Origin of the sequence: Pseudoalteromonas sp. S2893 (assembly GCF_005887105.1) — a bacterium.
In the GTDB taxonomy this organism is placed as follows: domain Bacteria; phylum Pseudomonadota; class Gammaproteobacteria; order Enterobacterales; family Alteromonadaceae; genus Pseudoalteromonas; species Pseudoalteromonas atlantica.
Map to the genome: position 1 here is coordinate 260894 of NZ_PNCY01000008.1, position 24211 is coordinate 285104.

17 protein-coding genes are annotated in these 24211 nt (G+C 41.5%); 7 read left to right on the forward strand and 10 right to left on the reverse strand.

What is annotated here, in order from left to right:
• The first annotated feature begins 483 nt into the window (after nt 1-483).
• Together CWC04_RS04775 and CWC04_RS04780 are read left to right on the forward strand one after the other, a co-directional pair.
• The gene (locus CWC04_RS04775; protein WP_138684761.1) at nt 484-3144 is read left to right on the forward strand and encodes a glycoside hydrolase family 16 protein; all 2661 of its coding nucleotides are present in this window, start codon (nt 484-486) and stop codon (nt 3142-3144) included.
• Between the two features lie 65 nt (nt 3145-3209).
• Complete coding sequence (locus CWC04_RS04780) at nt 3210-6143, forward strand: TonB-dependent receptor (protein ID WP_054981730.1); 2934 nt, start codon at nt 3210-3212, stop codon at nt 6141-6143.
• Between the two features lie 52 nt (nt 6144-6195).
• Here CWC04_RS04780 and CWC04_RS04785 read toward each other — a convergent pair whose 3' ends face one another.
• From CWC04_RS04785 to exaC, 5 genes are all read right to left on the reverse strand, one after another.
• Nucleotides 6196-7668 carry a S41 family peptidase gene (locus CWC04_RS04785; RefSeq protein WP_138684762.1) on the reverse strand — a complete coding sequence of 491 codons (1473 nt, stop codon included), beginning with the start codon at nt 7666-7668 and terminating at the stop codon, nt 6196-6198.
• Nucleotides 7669-7897: 229 nt separating this feature from the next.
• Nucleotides 7898-8410, reverse strand: coding sequence for a DUF421 domain-containing protein (locus CWC04_RS04790; protein WP_138684763.1), 513 nt, complete (start codon nt 8408-8410; stop codon nt 7898-7900).
• A gap of 420 nt (nt 8411-8830) precedes the next feature.
• Nucleotides 8831-9304, reverse strand: a complete 474-nt coding sequence (locus tag CWC04_RS04795) for an energy transducer TonB (RefSeq protein WP_138684764.1) — start codon at nt 9302-9304, stop codon at nt 8831-8833.
• 104 nt (nt 9305-9408) lie between these two features.
• Nucleotides 9409-9645 (reverse strand): hypothetical protein, encoded by a 237-nt coding sequence (locus tag CWC04_RS04800; RefSeq protein ID WP_138684765.1) that lies wholly within the window; start codon nt 9643-9645, stop codon nt 9409-9411.
• 448 nt (nt 9646-10093) lie between these two features.
• Nucleotides 10094-11614, reverse strand: coding sequence for an acetaldehyde dehydrogenase ExaC (exaC, locus tag CWC04_RS04805; protein WP_138684766.1), 1521 nt, complete (start codon nt 11612-11614; stop codon nt 10094-10096).
• Between the two features lie 163 nt (nt 11615-11777).
• On the opposite strand from exaC, the gene CWC04_RS04810 reads away from it, so the two are divergent.
• Both CWC04_RS04810 and CWC04_RS04815 read left to right on the forward strand, forming a co-directional pair.
• Nucleotides 11778-12674 (forward strand): AraC family transcriptional regulator, encoded by an 897-nt coding sequence (locus CWC04_RS04810; RefSeq protein WP_138684767.1) that lies wholly within the window; start codon nt 11778-11780, stop codon nt 12672-12674.
• Between the two features lie 79 nt (nt 12675-12753).
• Entirely contained in the window at nt 12754-13785 is a 1032-nt protein-coding gene (locus CWC04_RS04815; protein ID WP_138684768.1) for a LacI family DNA-binding transcriptional regulator, read from the forward strand.
• A 72-nt stretch (nt 13786-13857) separates the two neighbouring features.
• Here CWC04_RS04815 and gtfA read toward each other — a convergent pair whose 3' ends face one another.
• Nucleotides 13858-15330 (reverse strand): sucrose phosphorylase, encoded by a 1473-nt coding sequence (gene gtfA, locus CWC04_RS04820; protein WP_138684769.1) that lies wholly within the window; start codon nt 15328-15330, stop codon nt 13858-13860.
• Between the two features lie 173 nt (nt 15331-15503).
• On the opposite strand from gtfA, the gene CWC04_RS04825 reads away from it, so the two are divergent.
• The 3 genes from CWC04_RS04825 to CWC04_RS04835 all read left to right on the forward strand — a co-directional run bounded on the left by CWC04_RS04825 (nt 15504) and on the right by CWC04_RS04835 (nt 20337).
• Nucleotides 15504-16721: an MFS transporter gene (locus tag CWC04_RS04825; protein WP_138684770.1), complete on the forward strand. Its 1218-nt coding sequence runs from the start codon at nt 15504-15506 to the stop codon at nt 16719-16721.
• Between the two features lie 164 nt (nt 16722-16885).
• Nucleotides 16886-19273: a TonB-dependent receptor gene (locus tag CWC04_RS04830; protein WP_138684771.1), complete on the forward strand. Its 2388-nt coding sequence runs from the start codon at nt 16886-16888 to the stop codon at nt 19271-19273.
• A gap of 116 nt (nt 19274-19389) precedes the next feature.
• Complete coding sequence (locus CWC04_RS04835) at nt 19390-20337, forward strand: carbohydrate kinase family protein (RefSeq protein WP_138684772.1); 948 nt, start codon at nt 19390-19392, stop codon at nt 20335-20337.
• Nucleotides 20338-20379: 42 nt separating this feature from the next.
• On the opposite strand, the gene CWC04_RS04840 is transcribed toward CWC04_RS04835, so the two are convergent.
• From CWC04_RS04840 to CWC04_RS04855, 4 genes are all read right to left on the reverse strand, one after another.
• Nucleotides 20380-20832: a nuclear transport factor 2 family protein gene (locus tag CWC04_RS04840; RefSeq protein WP_138684773.1), complete on the reverse strand. Its 453-nt coding sequence runs from the start codon at nt 20830-20832 to the stop codon at nt 20380-20382.
• Nucleotides 20833-20986: 154 nt separating this feature from the next.
• On the reverse strand, nt 20987-21367 hold the full coding sequence (locus CWC04_RS04845) for a SpoIIAA family protein (protein ID WP_004589535.1): 381 nt from the start codon (nt 21365-21367) through the stop codon (nt 20987-20989).
• Nucleotides 21368-21592: 225 nt separating this feature from the next.
• On the reverse strand, nt 21593-22285 hold the full coding sequence (locus CWC04_RS04850) for a cupin domain-containing protein (RefSeq protein ID WP_138684774.1): 693 nt from the start codon (nt 22283-22285) through the stop codon (nt 21593-21595).
• Between the two features lie 91 nt (nt 22286-22376).
• Entirely contained in the window at nt 22377-23843 is a 1467-nt protein-coding gene (locus CWC04_RS04855) for a carbon starvation CstA family protein (protein ID WP_004589533.1), read from the reverse strand.
• Nucleotides 23844-24211: the final 368 nt, after the last annotated feature.

The following is a 24211-nucleotide window of genomic DNA, read 5'->3' on the forward strand; positions in this document are numbered from 1 at the left end:
CTATAATTTAACCTTTACAAGCTAAGCACTTTAAAGGGTTTACTAACCTATTGAATGCTATACCACTTTCACTTTTTTTAACTTTCGTTTTTGTAAAAAAGCAAAATTACACGCCATATAGTAAGCCTAATACGGGTAAATCATCGCAATTAGCGCTAAATGTAATTGCTACAGGTCACTTTAATATTTACTAATTAAGTAAAGTATTAATAGATGTATTAAAAATGCAACATTACAAATAATGTAAGCTGTTAAATCTATTAGTGATTTAGTTAATAACTCCAACTGGTAAACTGGTCTTACCGTAAACTAAATGTAAATAAAACACACAAATATGTTGACCATTTACGTAGTGCGCAATATTATTTGTAAGCGCTTACAAAAACACATGATAAATGTAAGCGCTTACAAAAATAAATATGGTTCTTTTTAATAAGTTTAAACACACATTCTGACAACAATCTGTGAAACCGGGGTTCAGCTATGAACATTGAAAAAACACACATTGCTCGCTTACTGGCTGCTATTTCGTTAGCGTCTTTAGCTGGCTGTGGTGGCGACTCAGCCACAACATCTAATTTTGAAAATATCGACGCTTCTGAGCCAGTTTCAGATTGGCAACTAGTATGGAGCGACGAGTTTGACGGCTCTGCCATTGATACTAATAAGTGGAACTTTGAATTAAACTGCGATGGCGGTGGTAACAACGAAAAACAATGTTACACCGATAACGAAGAAAACGCCTTTATACAAGACGGTGTGTTAAACATTGTTGCCCTACCCGCAACAGAAGGCGCTGAAAAGCCCTACACTTCTGCGCGTTTAAATACCCGTTACAATGCTGACTTTACTTATGGCCGCTTTGAAGTACGTGCAAAGCTCCCTTCGGGGCAAGGCAGCTGGCCTGCGTTTTGGATGCTACCAACCGATGAAGAATACGGTACATGGCCACGCTCAGGCGAAATTGATGTTTTAGAATCAGTAAACCTAAAAACCGCTGACGAAGATGGCGGTTTTGAATCAAGCATTCATGGCACATTGCATTACGGCCGTGCATGGCCAGATAACAGCTACACAGGCCAAGAGTACAAATTTCCTGAAGATAGCAACCCAGCAGATGATTTTCATACTTACGCAGTAGAGTGGCAAGAAGGTGAAATACGCTGGTACGTTGATGGCTACCTATATGCCACACAGCGCCAATCAGAAGTATTATATAATTCCAAAGGCGAAGCCGCAGGTTTAAAACATCGCGGTTGGTTTGCAGAGTATTTTGAACAAGGTTCTGGCGAGCTAGAAACTCATTGGGATAGCGCTCCTTACGATAAAGACTTTCACTTACTGTTAAATTTAGCAGTAGGCGGCGACTGGCCTGAAAACGTAAATGAGTTAGGCGTAGATGCCAGCGCATTTGAAAACGGCCAAACATTTGCAATTGACTACGTACGTGTTTATCAATGTGCATCAAACCCAGATACCGGCAAAGGGTGTGAAACTATTCGCCCAGGTTACGATAGCCTAGACGATGCCCTGCTAGAGGGCGAAGCGCCTATTCCTAGCCCGCCATCTACAGGTATTGCTACACCGTTAACTATTTTTGGCGACAGCTTTAACCCTAACTGGCCAGCATGGGATTGTTGTGGTGGCTCTACACCTGCAATTGTAAGTGATGAAGAGCAAGGCGACGTTGTTGAATTTACAATAGGCAGCGAGCCTACAGTGGTTGGTTTTATTAGCCGCGATGCGTTTATTACTGACGAAAACGGCGCTGCAACACCTTTTGATGCATCACCTATGCTAGAAGAAGGCTACGTACGCTTTAAAATGAAAGTAACCAGCGCACCAAGCGTGTCAGACACACCTTGGTTTGTAAAACTTGAAAGCACAGAAGCCTCAACCGATGCTGATATGCCGCTTACAAGTAGCGTTGAAGGCCAAGCACCTGTAGTAGGTCAGTGGCAAACCTATACGTTTTTACTTTCTGACCTTGCTGACTTAGATTTAGATATCAGCGCAATTGACGTACTTATGGTATTTCCTGAGTGGGGCACGGGCGAAGGCGCAACCTTTTTAATTGACGACGTTGAAATTACACAAGACAACCTAGGCGCATCACCAGAGCTAACTATTTTTGAAGATGAGCAAAACCTAGCATGGCCAATGTGGGATTGTTGTGGTGGCTCAACACCTATCGAAGTGGTAGATGATGAAGCGCACGGTGTAACCGCTGAATTTAGTATTGGTGCAGAGCCTACAGTAATGGGCTTTAACAGCCGTGTTGAAGTAGGTGGTGCAGGTGAGTCATTTGATGCAAGCAGCATTTTAGATGAAGGCGTTATTCAGTTTGACTTAAAAGTAACGTCTACCCCTAGCGACCCTTCAACTGCGTGGTTATTTAAAGTAGAGGCAAATGGTGCAACTTCATTTGCAGAACTTGAACTAACGCAAAGTGTTGAAGGTGTAGCGCCAGTGACTGGCGAGTGGCAAACTTATACATTTAAGTTATCAGATCTCGCAGGTGCAGGCCTTGATGTAAGTGCAATTGATGTACTTATGATTTTTCCGGCATGGGGCGCAGGTGAAGGCGCGGTTTACCGTGTAGATAATGTTAAAATTTACAACCCTAATGCAGCGCCCGTTGCCTCTGGTGAGCTAAACGTATTTACAGATACAGTCGCCGATCAGTGGAGCATATGGGATTGCTGTGGTGGTTCAACACCTACAACAGAAACCGACGATGATCAGCACGGCGCAGTGGCTCAGTTTAGCATTGGTGCAACACCTACTGTAATGGGCTTTTTAGCCGATGAAGACGTATCGTTTGATGCATCAGCCCTGTTAGAAAATGGCGTTGTACAGTTTGATTTAAAAGTAATAACAGCACCTTCAAACGTGGATGCACAATGGTTGTTTAAAATTGAATCAATTGGCGCTTCAAGCGCAGTAGAGCTGGCATTAACGCAAAGCAATGAAGGGCAAACACCTGTTACAGGCGAATGGCAAACATACACCTTCCCTATTCAGGAACTATTTGATGCGGGCTTAGATATTAGCGCTATAAACGTGCTCATGGTATTTCCTACGTGGGATATGGGCAACGGCGCATTATACCGCATAGATAACGTGATTATCGCGAATCCATAAAACACACTACAATAGGCGCATGGCGCCTATTGCTACACAACAACATTTTATAAAGCAGAGCTATTATGAACACATTCAATTTTAAAAAGAGCCAACTTGCGGCTTCTGTGTCTCTTATCATTGCTGCAAGCACGTTAAATACGGCCATTGCTGCCGAGGCAGACACTGCAGCATCTCCTGATGTAGAAGTTATTGAAGTAAAAGGTATTCGTGGTTCACTTATTCGTTCTATGGATATGAAACGTGATTCATCGGGCGTAGTAGATGCCATTTCAGCAGAAGAAATGGGTAAATTTCCAGATACCAATTTAGCAGAATCATTACAACGCATTACCGGTGTATCGGTGAGCCGTGCAAACGGTGAAGGTAGCCAAATTACCGTACGTGGTTTTGGCCCAGAGTTTAACTTAATTACGCTAAACGGCCGCCAAATGCCTGGCACAGGTTATACGCGTTCGTACAACCTTGAAAACATTGCCTCAGAGGGCGTAAGTGCGCTAGAAGTATTTAAAACAGCGCGCGCCGATGTACCAAGCGGTGGTTTAGGTGCAACAGTTAATATTTCTACTGCGCGCCCTTTTCAAAAGCCAGGTCAAAATTTTTCAGCCACGGTTAAAGCAAATCACGACTCGTCAAACGAAGCCGGTGATGATGTAACCCCAGAGCTTTCTGCTGTTTATAGCAATACATTTGCGGATGACAGATTTGGTTTTGGTTTTTCGTTTTCGCATCAAGAACGCGACTTTCAAAAACAACGCGCCAATATTCAAGGTTGGCAAGCCAATGTTGATTTACCTGAATTAGATAGCAGTAACGTTGTTGATAACCGTACTGACCCATCAGGTAACTACTACTTCCCTAAAGACATGAACTACTCTATTGAAGATGTAGAGCGTGAACGTACTAACGGCCAAGTTACTTTTCAATTTGAACCGGTTGATGGCTTTGTAGCCACTTTAGATTACACAGCAAGTAAAGCGGTTACGGGCTCTGAAAGTATTGGTTGGGGTATCTGGAACGACTTTGGTAGCAATATTAATGGCTACGAGCTTGATGAAAACGGCACCGCTGTTTATGCCGATATTAGCGGTAACGATGCCTCGTTTACAGCTAACAAAGGCACCACAGAAGTAAAAGCACGCTCTATTGGTTTAAACCTAGAGTGGGAAATTAACGACACGTGGCACGTTGAACTTGATTACCATGACTCTAAAAATGAAACCGATAACGGCGCCGATGACGGGCTAGGCAGTACCGGCCAAGTGATTTTAGGCTCTGATCAGCTAGCAAATAAAATTTACGATTACCGCACAGGCGAAATCCCAAGTGCTCAAGTTAACTGGTTAAACGGCACAAGCGAATTAACGCCAGGCGAAATTGACTCTAACTTTAGCCAATTTACGCACTCGCCGGGTGAATCAAACATTGAGCAATTACAATTACATACCACTTGGTACAATGAAAACTTTGATATTGGCCTAGTTAAAGTAAAATTTGGTGCATCGCGCACTGAGCAAAACACCGGTGGTTACACTGCATGGAGTGGTTTAGTAGGTGGCCCTGGTTTTAACCCATCGTACACAGAAATATTCCCAGACAGCATGTTTACTCGCCACGATACGTCGGGCCTTTTAGATCAATTTGATGGTGGCGGCAGCAACTTACAACCAGGTTACTACTACACCTACGATTTTGACGAAGCAGTTGCTCGCCAAATGGCTTACCTAACTTCTGATGTAACTGGTGGCGATGCATACGCAGCCAATGCTTACATGGATGGTATTGATAGCGAAAGCTACGTAGAAGAAATTACAAACAGCTTTTATATTCAATCAAGCTGGGAGTTTGATGTAAGCGATTACTACGTAAAAGTAAACGCAGGCCTGCGCTACGAGCAAACAGATGTAACCAGCACAGTACGCCAACGTGTTGAAGAACAAGTAAACTGGATCAGCGCCTCAGAGTGGATAATGCAATATGCTGCCGGCGGCGATGATAACTTCTTAGAGCAGCAAGGCGATTACGACATATTATTACCGTCAATCGATGTAAGTGTTGATTTAACCGAAGATGTTGTAGCCCGCGTATCATGGGGTAAAACTATGTCGCGTGCACCACTGGGCGATTTAGCCGGTGGCCGTAGCTTAACAGGCAGCCCAAAACCTGGCTCGCGCACGGGTAGCCAAGGTAATACAAATTTATTGCCGTTTGAATCAACCAATCTCGACTTATCATTAGAGTATTACTACGCAGAAGGCAGCTACGCCTCTGTTGGTTACTTTAAAAAAGACGTAGATAACTTTATTCAAACCACCATTACGCAAACCACGATTGAAGGCCTATACGACATTTTAAACGGCCCACGTTACTTACAAGCAGTTAGCGATATTGAATCGCGCGGCGAGCAAGCAACCACCGATGCTATTTTTGCGCAAATGATTAGCAATGGTTATGGCAATGCGAATGGCGTCATTGAGCCAAATAGTGATGACCCACTTATGGTATGGAACATAAGCCAACCACAAAACACCGACAGCAAATCGGTAGATGGTTTTGAAGTGGCTGTTCAGCACTTAATTGGCGAAACTGGTTTTGGTGTAGGTGTTAACGCCACGTTTGTAGATGGCGATGTAGAATTTGATAGCGAAAGCCTAGACCAACAAGCGCCGCTTACAGGTTTAAGTGACTCTGCTAACTTTCAAGGCTTTTACGAAAAAGACGGCCTATCAATCAAAATTACTTACGCATGGCGCGACTCGTACTTAATTGGTGTAGGCCAAGCACAAGGCTCAGCCGATGCGCCACCGCAATATGCTAAAGCCTACGGCCAATGGGATATGAGCGTTAACTACGATGTAAACGAAAACGTAACCGTATTTTTTGATGGCATAAACTTAAATAATGCCACCGAAGAAGGCTACGGCCGTTACGAAGAGCAGTTTTTATTTGCTAATCAGTACGGCCCACGCTACTCAATTGGTGCCCGTTACACGTTTTAAACTATTCCCTAGTTAGAATAGTTAAGCCGCTTGTTTTAACAAGCGGCTTTTTTTATAACGTTTTTATTTGCTCAAGCAATACATTAGTTGTCCAATCAATGCCGTTATATGCCACATCGGGCTTATAAAAATCCCCAGCCCCACGCGCTCTGTTTACGTATACTTTGTTAGGTACAATCACTTTCCCCAACCCTGAAGGTAAATCAGCTAAGCGTACTTCCATGTACATAGAATCAGCACTACTTGGCGCACCGAATAACGTTGTATTTTCAAAAAGCTTAAACTTATCAAGCGCATCTAAACAAGCACTGGCGCACTGCGGTGGAACAATAACAAACACCTTGGTTTTAAAGTCACTAGTTAAAGGCTTTTGAGGTATGTTAATTGGCATATTAGCTTCTTGCTCTACATAAAATGTAGAGCCACTTTTAAGTGATAAAGCCATACCCGCAGCCGTGATTTTAAATATTTTCAATAATTCAGGCTGATTTTTTACAACCTCTAATAAAGACACTACATGGTCGGTATTATCCTTTGATGCTCTCCACCACACTTGCGTGTTTTGAGAAGTATTATCTACTTTTTGTTCTACTATTTTTTTGCCCCATAGTTCTTTGGCTATTTGTGAGCTCCAATAAGATGAGCCACCTTGGTTATGGCGCAAATCTAACACCACGGCTTTTGCAGTAAGTAACTTACTACGCTGCTGTTGTATTTTTTCAAACACTTTATTGTAGGCAGCAGTTTGCTTTTCGGTTGATGAAAAGCTAGGCATAGCAATCCACGCAATATTTTTTTCAGGCCAGGTTAAATCAATGGGGAGTTCATCACCGTTGTAGGCATTTTCTAAATGCTTACTGGCTGACTTAGGCCTTACAGACCAATTTAATACGTGTGTATAGGTATCGCCATTGGCTTTAACAAATTCGCATTCTTTTAAAGGAGTTAAAAATGGATTGCCCTCGTCAATGAGTAACCGCCAACCTTGTTGCCACCAATGGCCAGGTTGTGCAACTTGCCCATAAAACTTAAACACTCTATCACGTATTAAGGTCTCGGTGCTTTGCCCATCACATTGGCTTACAACGTCGCCTTTGCTAATATTTTTGTTTTCACTGTAATACACTTTTAGCGCATCACCTCGCCACACAGTTCTAAAGCCCGGCCAGCGACGCGCGGGTCTATCTACGCTTGAAAACGCACCGGCGTGGCCATCTTGTAAAATAGTGCTAAAACGAGAAATTGCCGCTACATGAACCTGCGGCCCACTCGCTTGAGCCGACAATGTAAGTGCTTCTGCTTTTGCTTTTTTTAATAAGTCAGGGAACGTTGGATTATTAACATCAAACATACCGGGATGATTTTGTGCGGTAATGCTATATGCTGCCTCAATATCGCGCTCTGTTATACTGCGCCACTGCTCAGTTGTAGTAGGTATAATCGGCTCTTGTGCGGCATTTACAACTGCTGGTAGTAGTAAAATTGGTAGCAATACATAATTGGTTATTTTTGTTTTTATAGTCATGAAAATCCATTTAAGCTAAAAATAAATTACTGGTACGTTATTGTTCATTAACCATACTAAAAAAGCGATTTAAGGGACATAAGTAAATACATACTTGGCACCTAAGTTAAAAACTTAAGAATCGTCCAACCTAATTTAGTAGGTGAGCAATGTGTATGATGCAGTAAAAAAGCCATGCCAATTAATTTTGGTGCTTGAAGGTAATCTTCGGCCACTAAAAATTTTTCAATTAATCTGGGACATTTCGTAACTTCACAATCAGTTGATCATAGTTTTTACTTTTCGGCACAATACTTAATTCACCATCCGCCTCGAAAACCACCGCCATAACTGTGCTTAAATCACCAAAACCGGCTTTTCGAACACTCGCTTCCACTTCGGTGCTGGTGAGTCGAGTGTCTTTCATAGCAGCCTCTATATATTCACCGTCGAAAAAAACTAATTGTGGAGAGGTTTTGACTACTTTGTCGAACATCGAAAAATGTGCGCTGATCCAAGTGAGTAAATATTGTAAAAATAGGAGCAAGCTTACCGCGACTAAAACCTCAACTATAACCACGTCTTTCAATAAGATAGCAGAACCTAAGATGGAGCCTGCCGCGACGGTGATTATCCAGTCAAAGTTATTCATTTTAGCAAATGAGCGTTTACCCAATAAATGCGTCGCTAGGATTAAAAAGGGATAAATAATCAAGGTTGTGGTAACAATGCGCGCTATTTCACTCCACGATTCAAAAAACATATTTCCCTCTACTTAAGGTGCTGAATATACTAATAATCATATAAACTAAACAGCCACCTGAATCACACAAACTAGGCAGTCACCTTAATAAAACAAACAACACTGTGCAACTAAATCTGCCATACAGGTTCAGAATTTATCTTTTATTAATGGGTCACTTTTACGAATAATTTTTAATTTATGTCAGGGCACCAAATTATAATGGGGCCTAACAAATTATGATGGGACCCACTTTATTTAGCCTATTAGAATCTAGGCTTTTTAAAGAGGGAAGTTTAAGGTGGGTGTCTAGTTTAATACGGTGTCTAGTTTAATTCTTGGTGTGGACTGCGAAATAACCAACACAAATTAAGCTGCCACTTTAAATTAATAGCTAAGCTTTACTAGTCGTCCACCTAAGGGCATGTTGCTATAAATAGATTAACCACTTACCTTTATACGCTTGCCTGTAGAGTATATTATATCTTTGCTTGGACATGAATATTTTGGTGTTATGGTTGAACAAGGTTGATTTGGTTTATCAAAACAGAAATCAAACCGAGTTTGCGTTTTAACTGGATGAGTAATGATATTTTTTGGTAATTCTGACCACTTCCAGTTTTTAATTACATCTTCAGCCGCTTTAGAAAAGTGCTTATTTGTCGAAGCTATAACAGTTATGTCTTTTACTTCATTTTGTGGTGTGATTACATACTCAATGGTGGCGCAACCTTCAATAGACTTCATTACAGCCTGTTTGGGATACCTAGCTGGAAACCGATTTAATTGACTCCATTTTGAAGATTGTATTTCGTTGTGAGTAACTGATAAGTGCGAATACTCTTTATCTACTTCCGTTGATGCACATCCACCAATAATAAGAGTAGTGATTAGAATGCCAATATTCTTTTTCATAACCGAAACTTCCTTTTATTTATAACGCTTTTTATAAACGGCGCGCGTTTTTTGCGCGTCCAGTGGAGGCCGTTTTTTGGCCGTAATGATGTTTAATAAACTTGTTAGTTGTTTGCTCGTGCAAAGCGTACTTTTGCTTTACGTAAAGTATTTAAGAGAACAGACAAAGCACAAATGCCACCACAAATTGGTACCAAATGAGTGCTATTAATAGCAGGCATACTAGATTGTGAAACCACTGCATGGCCTACTAACTTTCCAATGGTATAGAAAGCCCAAAGAATTAAAATAGGACAAACAATTAAAGTAAGCCAAAACCAAACTTTTCTAACATATTCCAAGGGTAATTCCTTTGAGTTTATTGAGTACAACTAACAACTTTGTCTACGACATTTGTCGTTTTATAAACCGACAAATGTCCCTATATTACAATGCACTTATCTTAGCCAGCAAATAACCACCTGTAAACAACTAGTTAACTACAAAGAAATCTCCGTAAATGCTGTAATGCACCCAAATGGGGGAGATCAGTAATATCCGACAATGCATAAATCACTGCACATTTTTAGAGCAGCTTTTATAAAAAGTTAATATCGTAAAATCGTTTTTAACGCACGTAATGGCCTATTTAACGCGCTTAGGTTTTAACGCTTTAAACGCGGCTGGTATTGTACTTATATATTACAACACGCTTAAAATAGTGTTGTTAGCACTGTGAATAAAAAGCGCTGCAAATATGCAGCGCCCTCATTACTTAATGGTTGTTGTGTTTAAGTTTGAACTGTTTTATTAAAAAAAACCGAGCGGATCTTCGCTATAGCTCACTAATAAATTTTTAGTTTGTTGGTAGTGATCGAGTGCTAGTTTGTGCGTTTCGCGCCCTATTCCTGATTTTTTATACCCACCAAATGCAGCATGTGCTGGGTACATGTGGTAACAGTTGGTCCACACCCGGCCAGCTTCAATTTTACGCCCCATGGTATAAGCACGGTTCATGTTTCGGCTCCACACCCCTGCGCCTAAGCCAAATTCTGAGCTGTTGGCAAGTTCGAGTGCTTCGGCTTCATCTTTAAAGGTCGACATAGAAATAACAGGGCCAAAAATTTCTTCTTGGAACACACGCATGTCGTTGGTACCTTTAAGCAGTGTAGGTTGTATGTAATAACCACCATTTAAATCGTCATTTAGCTGCTCTACGTTTCCGCCGGTGAGTACTTCAGCGCCTTCTTTTTTACCTATGTCTATGTAACTAAGTATTTTATCAAACTGTGCTTTTGAAGCTTGAGCGCCCACCATGGTTTCGCTGTCGAGTGGATTGCCACGTTTAATTTGTTGGGTACGTTCGAGTATGCGCTCAATAAATTGCTCGTATATATCTTCTTGAATAAACAATCTTGATGGACAGGTACATACTTCGCCCTGGTTAAAGTAAGCAAGTACGGCGCCTTCTATGGCTTTTGATAAAAACGCGTCGTCTTTTTCCATTACATCACTAAAAAATATATTGGGCGATTTACCGCCAAGTTCTACCGTTGAGGGAATAATGTTTTCAGCAGCACATTTTAAAATATGTGAGCCGACAGGTGTAGAGCCTGTAAATGCAATTTTAGCAATGCGTTTGCTTGTGACCAGTGCTTCGCCTGCTTCTTTACCAAACCCATTTACAATATTGAGCACGCCTGCAGGCAGTAAGTCACCAATAATGTCCATTAAAACTAAAATAGAGGCCGGTGTTTGCTCAGCTGGTTTTAGTACCACACAGTTACCTGCAGCAAGAGCTGGGGCAAGTTTCCATGCAGCCATTAAAATAGGGAAGTTCCACGGGATAACCTGCCCCACCACACCTAACGGTTCGTGAAAATGATACGCCACCGTGGTTTCGTCAATTTCGCCAATACTGCCATCTTGCGAGCGCAGGCACCCTGCAAAGTAGCGAAAATGATCGGCCGCGAGCGGAATATCAGCCGCGAGTGTTTCGCGAATGGCTTTACCGTTATCCCATGTTTCGGCAACGGCTAGTAGCTCTAGGTTTTGCTCAATTCGGTCGGCTATTTTTAACAGTATATTACTGCGCTCGGTCACCGAGGTTGTGCCCCACTGCTCTCGCACTGCATGCGCTTTGTCGAGTGCTAGGTTTATATCGTCTTTGTCGGAGCGAGGTATTTGGCAAAATACCTTACCGTTTACTGGGCTTATATTATCAAAATATTGGCCGTTTACAGGTTTTACCCACTCTCCGCCAATGTAATTACCGTATTGTTGTTTAAAGTTTACGAGTGCGCCGTCGCTACCTGGATTTGCATATATCATGTGTGTGCTCTCTTTATTGTTGTTAGCTAAAGGTCGAACATTTATATAAAACAAAATGCTTTATATTTAGTTTGACATTAGCCTAACGAGCACCTAAAAACTTGATTAGCTGTCCACAAAAGTTGTCTGTGAGTCCACACTAATAAAAGCCAAAAGGATTGATATGCACACATCTCCGTTAAACAAAAAACGCCAACAACTTGATGTTTTAATAGAAAATAAAGTGACATTTGCAGCAGATAACAGCGAGTTGAGCATTTACGACACGTACCAACGCGCACAAAAGGTGGCACTGCATTCAAAGGAGTTACTGTTTTGTGCCATGCTCAGCGGTAAAAAAGTAATGCACGTAGAAAGTAGCCAATACCATAAAGCATTTTTACCCCACGAGTCGTTTGTATTAGCGCCAGAGCAAGGTGTATTAATTGATTTTCCACAGGCATCAATGCACGCCCCAACCACATGTTTAGCAATTGAAATAAGCAAAGATAAAATAAACGCTGTGGCGAATGCGCTTAACATGCAGCAAAGCTTTGCACACGATGGCGGCTTATTCGAGTATGTTCCACAATTGGTACACAGCCAACATAATAGCCAAACACAGCAATTATTAGAGCGCATGGTGCATTTATTTAGCGAACAAGGCGCACAGCGACATTACTTAATTGACTTGTCATTAAACGAATTGATCACCCGGTTGCTACAACAACAAAGTCGCGACTTATTACTCGCTAATAGCGATAAACCACGCCTTAAAACAAAAATAAGCGATGCACTGCTTTATATGGAAGAGCACTTAAACGAAACGCTCGATATAAATACCTTGTGCAAAATAGCCTGCATGAGCCGCAGTAAATTTTATCAGCAGTTTAAACTGGCATTTGGTACTACCCCAGCCCTTTGGCAGCAACAATTAAGGCTTAAAAAAGCCCGCAATCAATTACTACAAGGCCATGCAATTAGCCAAGTGTGCTTTGATGTTGGGTTTAATAGCGCGAGCCACTTTAGTCGTGTATTTAAACAAACCTTTGGCATTGCGCCTAAAGAGTGCCGGCATTAAGGCTAAAACCTTATTTTTTACTTTGCTAACGCCCTGAATATGTTAGTTTATTAACATGAGTATTGAGTAAAGAATTGGTATGAGTAAGCAAACCCGCTGGACCCTAAAAAGTATTGCCAAAGAGTTAGGTGTATCTAACGCAACAGTCTCTAATGCGTTTAATCGCCCTGATCAGCTATCGGCTAAACGCCGAGACGATATTCTTGCAGCGTGTAAAACCTTGGGCTATTACGGGCCCAATAAAGCCGCGCAATCGCTTCGCAGTGGTACGTTTAATATTGTGGCGTTAGTGCTGCCCGATAGCGTGGAATATATGGTGTCGGACCCTGTGGCCAGTAGCTTTATGCGGGGTGTAACCTCGGTGCTTGAAAAAAACGGCATTAATGTTTTATTGTTTTCTGGTAATAGCGATAACCTTAACAGTGTGGTCGACTTTGTTGATGGCTTTATTTGTTATGGCCGCCCTCGTAATAACGCATTAGTAGAGCAGCTAAAAACGGTCTCTAAACATGTGGTAACTATTGATTTTGATATAGCCCGCAATGCCTCTGTAAATATTAATAACGAGCAAGCAAGTTACGAAATAGCCAAGCATGTTTTAAAAAATCCAAGTGATAAAGTCGCTATTTTAGGCTTAAGATTACTTGATGAAAACGTATTGTGCCGCGTATATGAGCACCACGAATTTGAAACAGGGCAATCTATTTCGCACCAACGTTTACGGGGTTATCAACGTGCTTTAAGTGAGGCAAATATAACCGTAGCTGATGACCGCATTTGGAATATACCTGAGAGCAGCGAGCGTTTTGCTAACATTGCCGCTAAAGAGGTGTTAAGTGCCTCCCCTCGCCCTAACGTTATAATTTGTATGAGTGATTTAATTGCCCTTGCCACCATGCGAGAAGCGATAAAACAAGGCATAAAAATAGATGAAGAACTGCGTATTGTCGGCTTTGATGGAATAGACGAAGCCGCTCGTTTTGTGCCGCGCCTAACCACTATTCATCAAAACAGCCAAGAAAAAGGCGTAATGGCCGCCGAGCTCTTTATATCAAAAGAAGAAAAAATATGTGATGTAAGTTACGAGCTAGATATTGGCGCAAGTGGTTAATAGGTTATGTTAAAAAGGACTGGGTAAACAAAAGCCAAGCTTTTGAGCTTGGCTTTTTGTTTTAATAGCCTGTTAGGCTAACAATGCGTTTAAACTTATCGTTGTTTCTTCATCACCATTTACTTGGGTAATAAGCGCGTCTCGCGTTTTAAAATTAACACTTAATGCAATAGACTTATCTTCAAGTTGCCATGTTAAACAACATATTCCCTGGGTGCCGTGAGCACTAAACTCTCCTGCAAAAGCGGGGTGTTCATTACGTAATTTAATGAGCTCTATTAAACCTTTTACTACAGGTTTATTGAGTGCGTGCTCAATTGTTTCACTATTTAAATACGGACGGTTAATATCACGGCCCACATTGGTACGCGCAAGTAAATCCATATCGTTTTCGCAGGCAAATAAACCACCGTAGTACACTTGCGGCACACCGGGGGCAAAAAACTGTATGGCACGCGAAATCAAATAATCTAAATCGTTAGCACCTAATGCATTGTAATACGTGCAATTTACTTGGTATAAATCAACATTACTGGCAGCAGCACCCGTAGCTTGGCGGCTTTGGTTGTTACTGTTGGCATGCATGGTTTCTACAAGCGTATCTATTTGCTGTGCATTTAATAGCCCTGGCTTGTCGCCCATTGGGCCAGCATCAATAATGCCTATGCCGTCGTGCGTATCAAGTACCGTTAAACAGTTGCGTGGTGAAATTTGTAACCATTTAAGCAGTGCATCTACATCGTTATTAAATAAGCTATGTAAAATAAGCGGCGGTAATGCAAAGTCGTAAACCATGTTTACACGCTTTGCTACTTCTACTTGTGTTTGGTAGTGGCTATGAATTTCAGCAATGGTTTCCATGCCAAGCTCGTTTGCTTGCTTTGATAGGTTATCTAGGTAGCCAAAGGTTTCGTCTAGCATAAAACAGTTAGTACCGGCTTGTTTAATTGCGTAACCCGCTGCATCTAAACGAATAATATTTACGTTATTTTCAGAAAACTTAGTTAATACGTTATTTAAATACGCTATACCCGCTTCAACTTTTACGTTTATATCAATTTGGTTATCGGTAAACGTAGTCCAAAAGTCATACGTTTGACCATCGCCACACTGCATGGGTGTAAAACAGCTACCGGGGCGCGGGCGATAAATGGCTTGCTGCTCTTGCTCGCTCATTCCATTTGGAAAAACGTCTTCTTTTGTTAAAAACAAATCCCAAAATTCTGATTGCTTACCTTTAGCTAGCACATCTTGAAACTGATAAGACTGCGCCGATACATGGTTAACGATTAAATCGGCCATTAGATCATGGTTTTCACCCAGTGCTTGAATATCAGCCCATGTACCAATGCGAGAATCTACTTCGCTGTGATCAATCGGGTCAAAGCCTGCATCGCTGCCATCAATCGGATTATAAAACGGCAAAAGGTGTACACCACCAAAAACGCCCTTAAGTTGGCCATTTAAAAGCGTAGTAAGTGCGTTTATATCTTGCCCTGTGATTCGATCAGCGTATGTGATCAATTGAACTTTATTCTTCATCATGTGTGATTACCAAGTTGAAACTTAATCGATTAAGATATATCTTTAACTAGCACGTACAATTTTACAAGTAATTTTTAAATATTTTACATACAAAAGTTGTGGCAAAGGTAATACTAATTAGAGTAAGTGATTGAGTTATTACTATAACTTGAGCCACAACGAGGAAAAATCACATGACAAATTTACACACACACACCCAAAGCGACCCAATGCAGCGCATACGAATACTCACTTACATGATGTTTTTTATGTTTGCGATGACCTCAGATGCGGTAGGTATGATCATCCCTGAACTAATCACAGAGTTTGGTTTAAGCATGACCCAAGCCAGTGCTTTTCATTATGCACCTATGGCACTCATTGCCTTTAGTGGCTTGTTTTTAGGCTTTTTAGCCGACAGCCTAGGCCGTAAACAAACCATAATGCTGGGCTTACTTATTTTTTCGCTCAGCTGCTTTTTGTTTGCCTTTAGCAATAGCTTTTCGGTGTTTTTAATTTTGCTGTGCTGTATAGGGCTTGCCATTGGTTTATTTAAAACCGGCGCACTAGCGCTACTTGGCGACATATCTGCAAGTAACGCAGAGCACACTAAAACCATGAACAAAGTAGAAGGCTTTTTTGGTATTGGTGCCATAGTTGGCCCTGCGCTGGTAGGCGTACTGCTTACTCAAAACGTGAGCTGGACTTATCTGTACATTATTGCCGGCGTTATGTGTTTAATTTTAGCGTTAATGGCATGGCGCGCCGACTACCCAAGTGTTGTTAAAAGCACAGAAAAGCCAGCTTCACTTGCCACCACCATGAAAATGATTAAAAACCCGTATGCACTTGGTTTTTCGTTGGCTATTGCATTATATGTGGCTACCGAGGTTGCTATTTACGTGTGGATGCCAACACTTTTAAAAGATTACACAGGCTCGTGGCCTTTGCTTGCGACCTACGCACTTACTATATTTTTTGTATTACGTGCTGCTGGACGCTTTATTGCTGTATGGCTTTTAAATCACTTTAGCTGGCAAGGGGTTATGGCTTATTTAAGTTTAGGCATCGCACTGTGTTATGTGGGCACTTTGGTAGGCGGAGTTGATTGGGCGGTAGGCTTACTTCCGCTTTCGGGTTTATTTATGTCGATGGTTTACCCTACTTTAAACTCTAAAGGTATATCGTGCTTTCCTGTTGCACAACATGGTGCAGTAGCGGGTGTTATTTTATTTTTTACCGCGCTTTCGGCCGCACTTGCGCCTTTATTTATGGGCATGATAAGTGATTACTTTGGCCACGTACGCTACGGTTTTTACTTAGCTACCGGCTTTGCTGTGATCTTATTTTTAGCCATGCTTTATAACTTTTACCGCGACCCTGCGGCAAAAGCATTAACTAAAAATGCATAAATGGCTGCTCAAGCCAGAATAAAAAACACCTTTAAAATCAATATAAAAACAAAAAAAGTGCAAATTACACACAAAAATAATTTGCATATTGTAAAAACTTTGTTATTTTTACTTAATCGATTAAGTAAAAATAACAAACTCACACAACACAATGAGGCGTTAACATGACAACACACCACACACCTTTATATTTAATCAGTGCCTTAGCACTTGCAGTAAGCCAAGGCGTTCATGCACAAGACGAGCAAGAAACCAAAGTGCAAGCTAAGCAAGGGCTTGAAACAATTGTTGTAACCGGTGTACCTCGCCGCACAACTATTATGGCATCGAGTTCATCAGTAAGCAGTTTATCACTTGAGCAAGTTGAGGTATCAACACCACGCTCAACGGCTGAAGCATTTAGAATTATCCCGGGTGTTCGCGCTGAATCAACAGGCGGTGAAGGTAATGCAAATATTGCAGTGCGTGGCTTACCTGTAGCATCGGGTGGCGCCAAGTTTTTACAACTGCAAGAAGATGGTCTGCCTGTAATGCAGTTTGGTGATGTTGCCTTTGGTAACGCAGATATTTTTATGCGCCTTGATAACACAGTGCAAACAATCGAATCTATTCGTGGTGGCTCAGCCTCTACATCAGCCAGTAATGCACCTGGCGGCATAATTAACTTTATTTCTAAAAATGGCGAAAACGAATCGGGTAGCGTATCTACTACTGTTGGCCTAGATTACGACAGTGTACGCACCGACTTTGAATACGGCACCTATTTAACCGACAGCGTGCGTTTTCATGTAGGTGGTTTTGTACGCCAAGGCGAAGGCCCGCGCGAAACAGGCTACACATCAAATAAAGGTGGCCAAATTAAAGCAAACCTTACTAAAGATTTTGAAAACGGCTACGTACGCCTTTATTACAAACACTTAGACGATAAGAGTGTTGGCTACCTTCCTATGCCAATGTACTCAAATGGTGATTCTATTGCCGGGTTTGATGCGCAATCAGATACCCCTCATTCAGCATTATTTACCAAAACAGTGCGCCTAAATGGCGAAAACCAAATTAGCAGTGGCGATTTACGCGACGGCATGAACCCTAAAGTGGATTCGGTAGGTTTTGAAGCTGTATTTGATTTAGATAACGATTGGCGTATCGAAAACCGTTTTCGTAAGTCATCAATTAGCGGTAACTTTAACTCGCTTATTCCTGCTGAGGTTGGCAGCGCATCGTCTATTGCACAAAGTATAGGCGGTGTAGGCGCAACACTTAGTAACGCAAACACAGGTGAAGCATTTAATGATGAACTTGCCATGCGTATTCACACTTTTGATGTAACGCTTAACGACTTTGGCTCTATTGTTAACGACTTTAAACTGACTAAATCGTTTAGTGATGACACTAGCCTAACCTTTGGTTACTTTGCCTCTACGCAAAATATTGCTATGTCGTGGTTATGGAACTCTTACGTAATGGAGCTTAAAGGCGACAATGCGGCACTTTTAAATGTAACCGCAGCCGATGGAACTGAGTATTCAGAAAACGGTTTATACGCATACGGCACGCCTTATTGGGGTAACTGTTGTCAGCGCGATTACGACACCGAGTACGACACTCGCGCACCGTATGTTGCGTTTTCAACAAAACTTGGTGATGTAAGCATTGATGCAAGTGCCCGCTACGACAGCGGTGAAGCACGCGGTAACTATGCAGGTGCCGTAACCTCAACAGTAGATATGAACCGCGACGGTACTATTTCTATTCCTGAGCAAAACGTAGCCGGTATTGATATAGCTAATGCAAGCCCAGTTAATTACGATTGGAGCTACTCGTCTTACTCTGTAGGTGCTAACTACCAAATTGACCCAAGCCTAGCTACGTTTGCACGTATTAGTAAAGGTGGGCGCGCAAATGCAGACCGTTTATTATTTGGTAAAGTACGCAGTGACGGAAGCGTAGCCGATGAAGATGCAGTAGATGAAGTAAACCAATTTGAGATTGGTGTGAAAAAACGCTTTGACTCGTTCTCGGTATTTGCAACAGCCTTTTACGCAGAAACAGAAGAGCAAAACTTTGAAGCAACATCGCAAACCTTTTTCGACCGTGAATACGAAGCAAAAGGGATTGAGGTTGAATCAACTTACTTTATGGATGCATGGGACTTTAGAGGTAACTTTACTTGGACCGATGCTGAAATTGCAAAAGATGCGCTAACTCCTGAAGTTGTAGGTAACACACCACGTCGCCAAGCGGATTTAATTTACTCATTAATGGCGCGTTACAGCTACGATAAAGGCGCGGCAGGTGTAAGCTTTATTGGTACAACCGATGCTTATGCACAAGATAACAACGACCTTAAGTTTGACGGCTACACGCAAGTAAATGCGTTTGTAAGCTACGACTTATCAGAAAACTTAAACCTTGCGCTTAATGTAAACAACCTATTCGATACAGTAGGTATTACAGAAGCCGAAGAAGGCTCAGTACCAGAAAACGACATTATTCGTGCCCGTACTATTAACGGCCGCACTACGTCGGTTACTTTAAAATACGCTTTTTAACTAAATGTGTGTATTGCGCTGCAGTGAGTCATCGCTGTAGCGCCTTTTAAAGTATGAATAAATAACACCCTTCATGTTTTTAGCCTAGCCTTGCTAGGCTTTTTAGGATATTCCAAATGACCAAACTCCTGTGCTTAGGCGAGCTTTTAATTGATATGCTGCCTCAAGATGCTCATAACTCAGCGTACTTACCCATCCCTGGTGGTGCACCTGCTAATGTTGCTGTTGGCTATGCAAAACTTGGCGGTGATGCTGCATTTTGTGGTGGTAAAGGAGACGATCATTTTGCCAATCAATTAAGTAATGCATTGGCTCAATACAATGTAAATACAGACTATTTGTTTACCATTGCTGGCTCACAAACCGCCATGGTAATAGTAAGCCTTGATGAAACAGGCGAGCGCAGTTTTGGCTTTTATCGCCATAACACAGCCGATGTACTTTTAACCCAAGCGCATTTAGCGCAAATAAATTGGCAAAGCATAAGCACCCTGCACTTTTGCTCAAACACCCTAACCGATCCAGCTATAGCTAGTACAACGGTTAAAGCGCTAGAGCTTGCTAAAACACATAATAAGCTCGTTAGTTTTGACGTAAATTTACGCTACAGCTTGTGGGAAAACATCCATGATATAGCCAGCAATGTAAAAGCCTGCTTCGCTTATTGCGACATAGTTAAACTTTCGCGTGATGAACTTAATTTTTTAGCAAAGCATAGCGAAACAACGGGCGAAGATTACATTCAAATGCTATTAAATACCGGAGTAAAACTGGTGTTTTTAACCGACGGGCCAGAGCCTGCTACGGTTTACCACAGCGCATTTATACTTAACGAATCGGCACCAAAAATAAACGCAGTAGATACAACAAGCGCGGGCGATGGCTTTATAGCGGGGGTTTTATACTATTTAAATAACTTAGGGAGTAATTTAGTGCTGGCAGATAAACTAAATGATGAAACCAGCATAAAAAACGCCCTGCACTTTGCCCTTCAATGTGGCTCTAAAGCGTGTTTAGCTAAAGGAGCATTTCCGGCATTACCAGTGCTAGCTGATGTAATATAAACAGTTAAAGCCCCAAATAGCGGGGCTTGACCTAATTTATAATTATTGCTTAATAAAAGTAACGCTTTTAGGTGTTTCACCTTGTGGTAAACGGGTTGAGTGCATTTGCGATAATAGCCATTTGTCACCCACTTTTGATACAACCACGCTTTCTAACCAATAAATGTCACCGCTTTTATCGGCGTTTTTAAAGTTGGCTTTATTCCAGTAATTAATAAACGCAACATTTCCTTCTACACGCGAATTTATAACACTAAAATAATTCGTTCTTATGTAATCAGCGGGTTTAACAACGTTTACAAAGTCATCAATAGTCCACACTTCAGCGTGCTCTAAAAGCAAGAATGAATCGTCAACCGCCGCGCGCATTTTTGCGTGATCAAAGTTAGAAACAGCTAAAAATAAATCGCTCACGGGCGTAAATATGGTGTTGTCTTTTGCATGTATTGATGTAGAAAATATGAGTAATACAAAAAGGGCAAGTACATGTTTCATTGTTATTATAATGTGTAGTTTTATTAATACTAAGGAGTGTATTTTAATTAAGCAGTATTAACAATTAAAATAAAGCAAATTCAAAAACTTATTAACGCTCCTATATAAAAAAGCACTCTATAAGAGTGCTGTAACTTAAACTTTATCAATCAAGCTATTCATCTAGCCAATCTATGGCGGCGGTGGCGTTTTCGTAGTATTGCACCTCGCCTGAAATAAACCAGTTACCTATTTTTGCCATTCGAGCTTGCCACTCTTGATTGCCATAAATAGCAATTTTATTAAATTCTTTTGAATGCCTTACGCCAAGCTTTAAATCATCCCACGCGGCGCGAAGCTCCCAACCTTCTAGCTCGCTGGCATCAATAAGCACGTTTGCTATAGGGTGTTTAACCTCGCCAAGGGCTGAGTCGATCATGGGGGTAATGACTTTATAGTCGTCGTGGGTTAGCGTTCCTACAGCTTTTAGTTTTAAAAAAAATTCTCGGCCTGCGCGTTCAATACCAATAGATAAACCATGTGTTGTGTGTACCATGCTGCTCTCCTTAATCGGGTGCGCTTATGTTATTTACAGCCTGTGTGAGTGGGTTTAATAACGAAAGCTGGAGTTAATTAAAGCCTATAAAGTGAAATTATTCCCTTTAAAAAATAAAAACCCCAAAAATACCCATCACTTACTGAGTTAAACTATAAAACTACACCGTATTAAGTTAATTAGTACTGAACTAAATCAAACAATACTGCTAAATAATGCTATTTGCTAAGCGTTTTGTACGCGCTCTATTTGCTTATCTACATCTGTTAAGTGCCCTAATTTAAGCCACACTTTTGCACCTTGCTTACCTGCGGTTATATTAAGCTCACTATTAATAGGCAGCCTTAACCAGCTGTGTTTTACTAATACGTCTGATTGCTCACTTATATCGCCTTCAAGCACGAGTAACTCAGCACCACCATTTGCACTAATTTGCATGTTAGCGTCTGCCTCAAAATGCAATAAACTCACATCTTCAAAGTCATCTTTATAAAGTGGGGTTATAGCAAGGCCTTTAAATGTGGCGTGTTGCACACTGCCCGTATGCTGTGTTTGTAAGCGTACGTGGGTTCTATCTTGTGGCTGAAATTGCCAAAGCTTTACAAATATTATGCAGCCTTCATCAGAGCCTGGTTTGTGCTTTGATTGCGGTGGGTTACGAATATAAGAGCCTTGTGGAAAATCGCCATGCTCATCTTGAAATACGCCTTCTAGTACAAAAAACTCTTCGCCGCCTGTATGCACATGAGGCGAAAACTCGCTCCCTGGTGCATAACGTACAATGCTTGTAGCACGGGCTACTTCTGCGCCTACTCTATCAAGTGGGCGCCTATCAACGCCCGCCATTGGCGAAGGGTTCCAATTAAGTTGCTCACTATGAACAACGACTCTCTGGGTAAAATCGGCGGCTATTTTCATTTTATTACCTTTAAAATTGCATAGTGTGAGAGTAAATTTTATGCATAAAAAAAGCGAGCTTATTAAGCTCGCTTATTTAATTTTTAACGCTTTACGCTACATCTAGCTTTTTATGCTTAGAGTGTACAAACACTAAACCTACTAAGCCAATAACAACCACAGCGGCACCAATTGGTTTACCTAAGTCGGCCGATAAATTAAAGCCAATAGCAGCAGTCATAATGTACGAAAGTGTTACGCCAGTAGCGATAACAGCAGGTATGCTGGTGATCCAGTGGAATGCTCGTCTATCAAATAAGTACTTAGTTGCAAGCCATAGCACACTGGTTGAAAGCAGCATGTTTGAAAATGCAAAGTAGCGCCAAATAACCGAGAAATCTAATTTAGTCATAAAAAAGGCAATCGTTAAAATTGGCACAGCCAGTAATAAGCGATTACGTAAGCTTTGCGGAATATTAAACGCATCAACCACGGTTAAACGCAGTGAACGGAACGCCGTATCGCCAGAGGTAATAGGGAACACCGCAACAGCAATAATGGCCATAATACCGCCCATTACGCCTAAGTAACTATTTGCTACATGGTTAACCACTAAACCTGGCCCACCTTGATCAAGCAATGCTTTTAAGCCAGCGTAGCCTTCTGGGAACGCGGCAATACCCGCAAGTGCCCATACACAACCTACAATGCCTTCACACATCATTGCGCCGTAATATACTGGGCGTACGTATTTTTCGTTTGTTAAACAGCGGGCAATAATAGGCGCTTGGGTAGAGTGAAAGCCACTAATAGCACCACAGGTAATGGTAATAAACAGTAACGGCCAGGTTGGCAGGCCATCAGGGTTTGGCTCTAAAAAGTCATGCGCGTGGTCGGCTTCAAAGTAGGCTAAAAAGTCGCCTGCAACTGGTAAGTGTGGCGCATCTAGTAATAACGCACCGGCTATTAATGTAGTCATTACAATCATTAATAAACCAAATAGCGGGTAAAACTTAGTAATAATTTTATCAATAGGTAGCAGCGTTGCTAAAAAGTAGTACGCTAAAATAGCCAAAACCCAAAAAGTATTATTAGCAAAAAAAGTGCCTTCAAATACATCTAAGTTACTTAATAAGCCTGCTGGGCTCATAATAAATACAACGCCCACAAAAAACAGTAGCATGGCTGTAAATATCAGCATAAAGCCTTTAAACACAACGTTGTAATAGTGCCCTGCTATTTCTGGTAAGCTTTTGCCATCTTCTTTAATGCTCATCACACCCGAGAAGAAGTCGTGTACTGCACCGCCTAATACGTTACCAAGCACAATCCACACAAGTGCTACCGGTCCGTAAAGCGCACCTAAAATTGGGCCAAATATAGGGCCTACACCCGCAATATTTAAAAACTGAATTAAAAATGCACGCACAGGGTGAATGGCTACATAGTCAACACCTTCGCTAAAGCGTTTTTGTGGTGTATCAACTGTTGTATCCATACCTGCTTGTTTTTCAACAAACGGGCTATAAAACTTATATCCCAGTATTAAGATTGTTATGCAGATAAAAAAGATGATCATAAAGCACGTTTCTCTTTTTGTATTTGGAGTATAGAGCGCCTAATTGCCGCCCCGCCTTTCAATCCATGAATAATCGACGAACATTAACAAAGTATTAATCCCCCCGCTATAAGACGAATAGCTAATACACAAGGGTCTGTAGACCTTTCAAGGTTAAATTTGCAGCAGCCTGTTTGGTATTTAGGCAAGGCAGAGCCTATTTGGTGTGGTTATTCCCCATAAGTAGGCGATAACGCAGCATTAATGCCAAACAGGCGCTGCCCTTCGGGTTCTGCCTAGGGGCGATTTACTCTTTGTTGCCTACATGGATGTAGGTAAGGGGCGTGAGCAGGACGCGGAAGCTTTGCTCGGTTTTGACTTAGCCTACT

Excerpts from the sequence above, each read along its gene's own strand:
- CWC04_RS04775 (WP_138684761.1), top strand. The coding sequence starts at position 484 with ATGAACATTGAAAAAACACACATTGCTCGCTTACTGGCTGCTATTTCG.
- CWC04_RS04780 (WP_054981730.1), top strand. The coding sequence starts at position 3,210 with ATGAACACATTCAATTTTAAAAAGAGCCAACTTGCGGCTTCTGTGTCT.
- CWC04_RS04785 (WP_138684762.1), bottom strand. The coding sequence starts at position 7,668 with ATGACTATAAAAACAAAAATAACCAATTATGTATTGCTACCAATTTTA.
- CWC04_RS04790 (WP_138684763.1), bottom strand. The coding sequence starts at position 8,410 with ATGTTTTTTGAATCGTGGAGTGAAATAGCGCGCATTGTTACCACAACC.
- CWC04_RS04795 (WP_138684764.1), bottom strand. The coding sequence starts at position 9,304 with ATGAAAAAGAATATTGGCATTCTAATCACTACTCTTATTATTGGTGGA.
- exaC (WP_138684766.1), bottom strand. The coding sequence starts at position 11,614 with ATGATATATGCAAATCCAGGTAGCGACGGCGCACTCGTAAACTTTAAA.
- CWC04_RS04810 (WP_138684767.1), top strand. The coding sequence starts at position 11,778 with ATGCACACATCTCCGTTAAACAAAAAACGCCAACAACTTGATGTTTTA.
- CWC04_RS04815 (WP_138684768.1), top strand. The coding sequence starts at position 12,754 with ATGAGTAAGCAAACCCGCTGGACCCTAAAAAGTATTGCCAAAGAGTTA.
- gtfA (WP_138684769.1), bottom strand. The coding sequence starts at position 15,330 with ATGATGAAGAATAAAGTTCAATTGATCACATACGCTGATCGAATCACA.
- CWC04_RS04825 (WP_138684770.1), top strand. The coding sequence starts at position 15,504 with ATGACAAATTTACACACACACACCCAAAGCGACCCAATGCAGCGCATA.
- CWC04_RS04830 (WP_138684771.1), top strand. The coding sequence starts at position 16,886 with ATGACAACACACCACACACCTTTATATTTAATCAGTGCCTTAGCACTT.
- CWC04_RS04835 (WP_138684772.1), top strand. The coding sequence starts at position 19,390 with ATGACCAAACTCCTGTGCTTAGGCGAGCTTTTAATTGATATGCTGCCT.
- CWC04_RS04840 (WP_138684773.1), bottom strand. The coding sequence starts at position 20,832 with ATGAAACATGTACTTGCCCTTTTTGTATTACTCATATTTTCTACATCA.
- CWC04_RS04845 (WP_004589535.1), bottom strand. The coding sequence starts at position 21,367 with ATGGTACACACAACACATGGTTTATCTATTGGTATTGAACGCGCAGGC.
- CWC04_RS04850 (WP_138684774.1), bottom strand. The coding sequence starts at position 22,285 with ATGAAAATAGCCGCCGATTTTACCCAGAGAGTCGTTGTTCATAGTGAG.
- CWC04_RS04855 (WP_004589533.1), bottom strand. The coding sequence starts at position 23,843 with ATGATCATCTTTTTTATCTGCATAACAATCTTAATACTGGGATATAAG.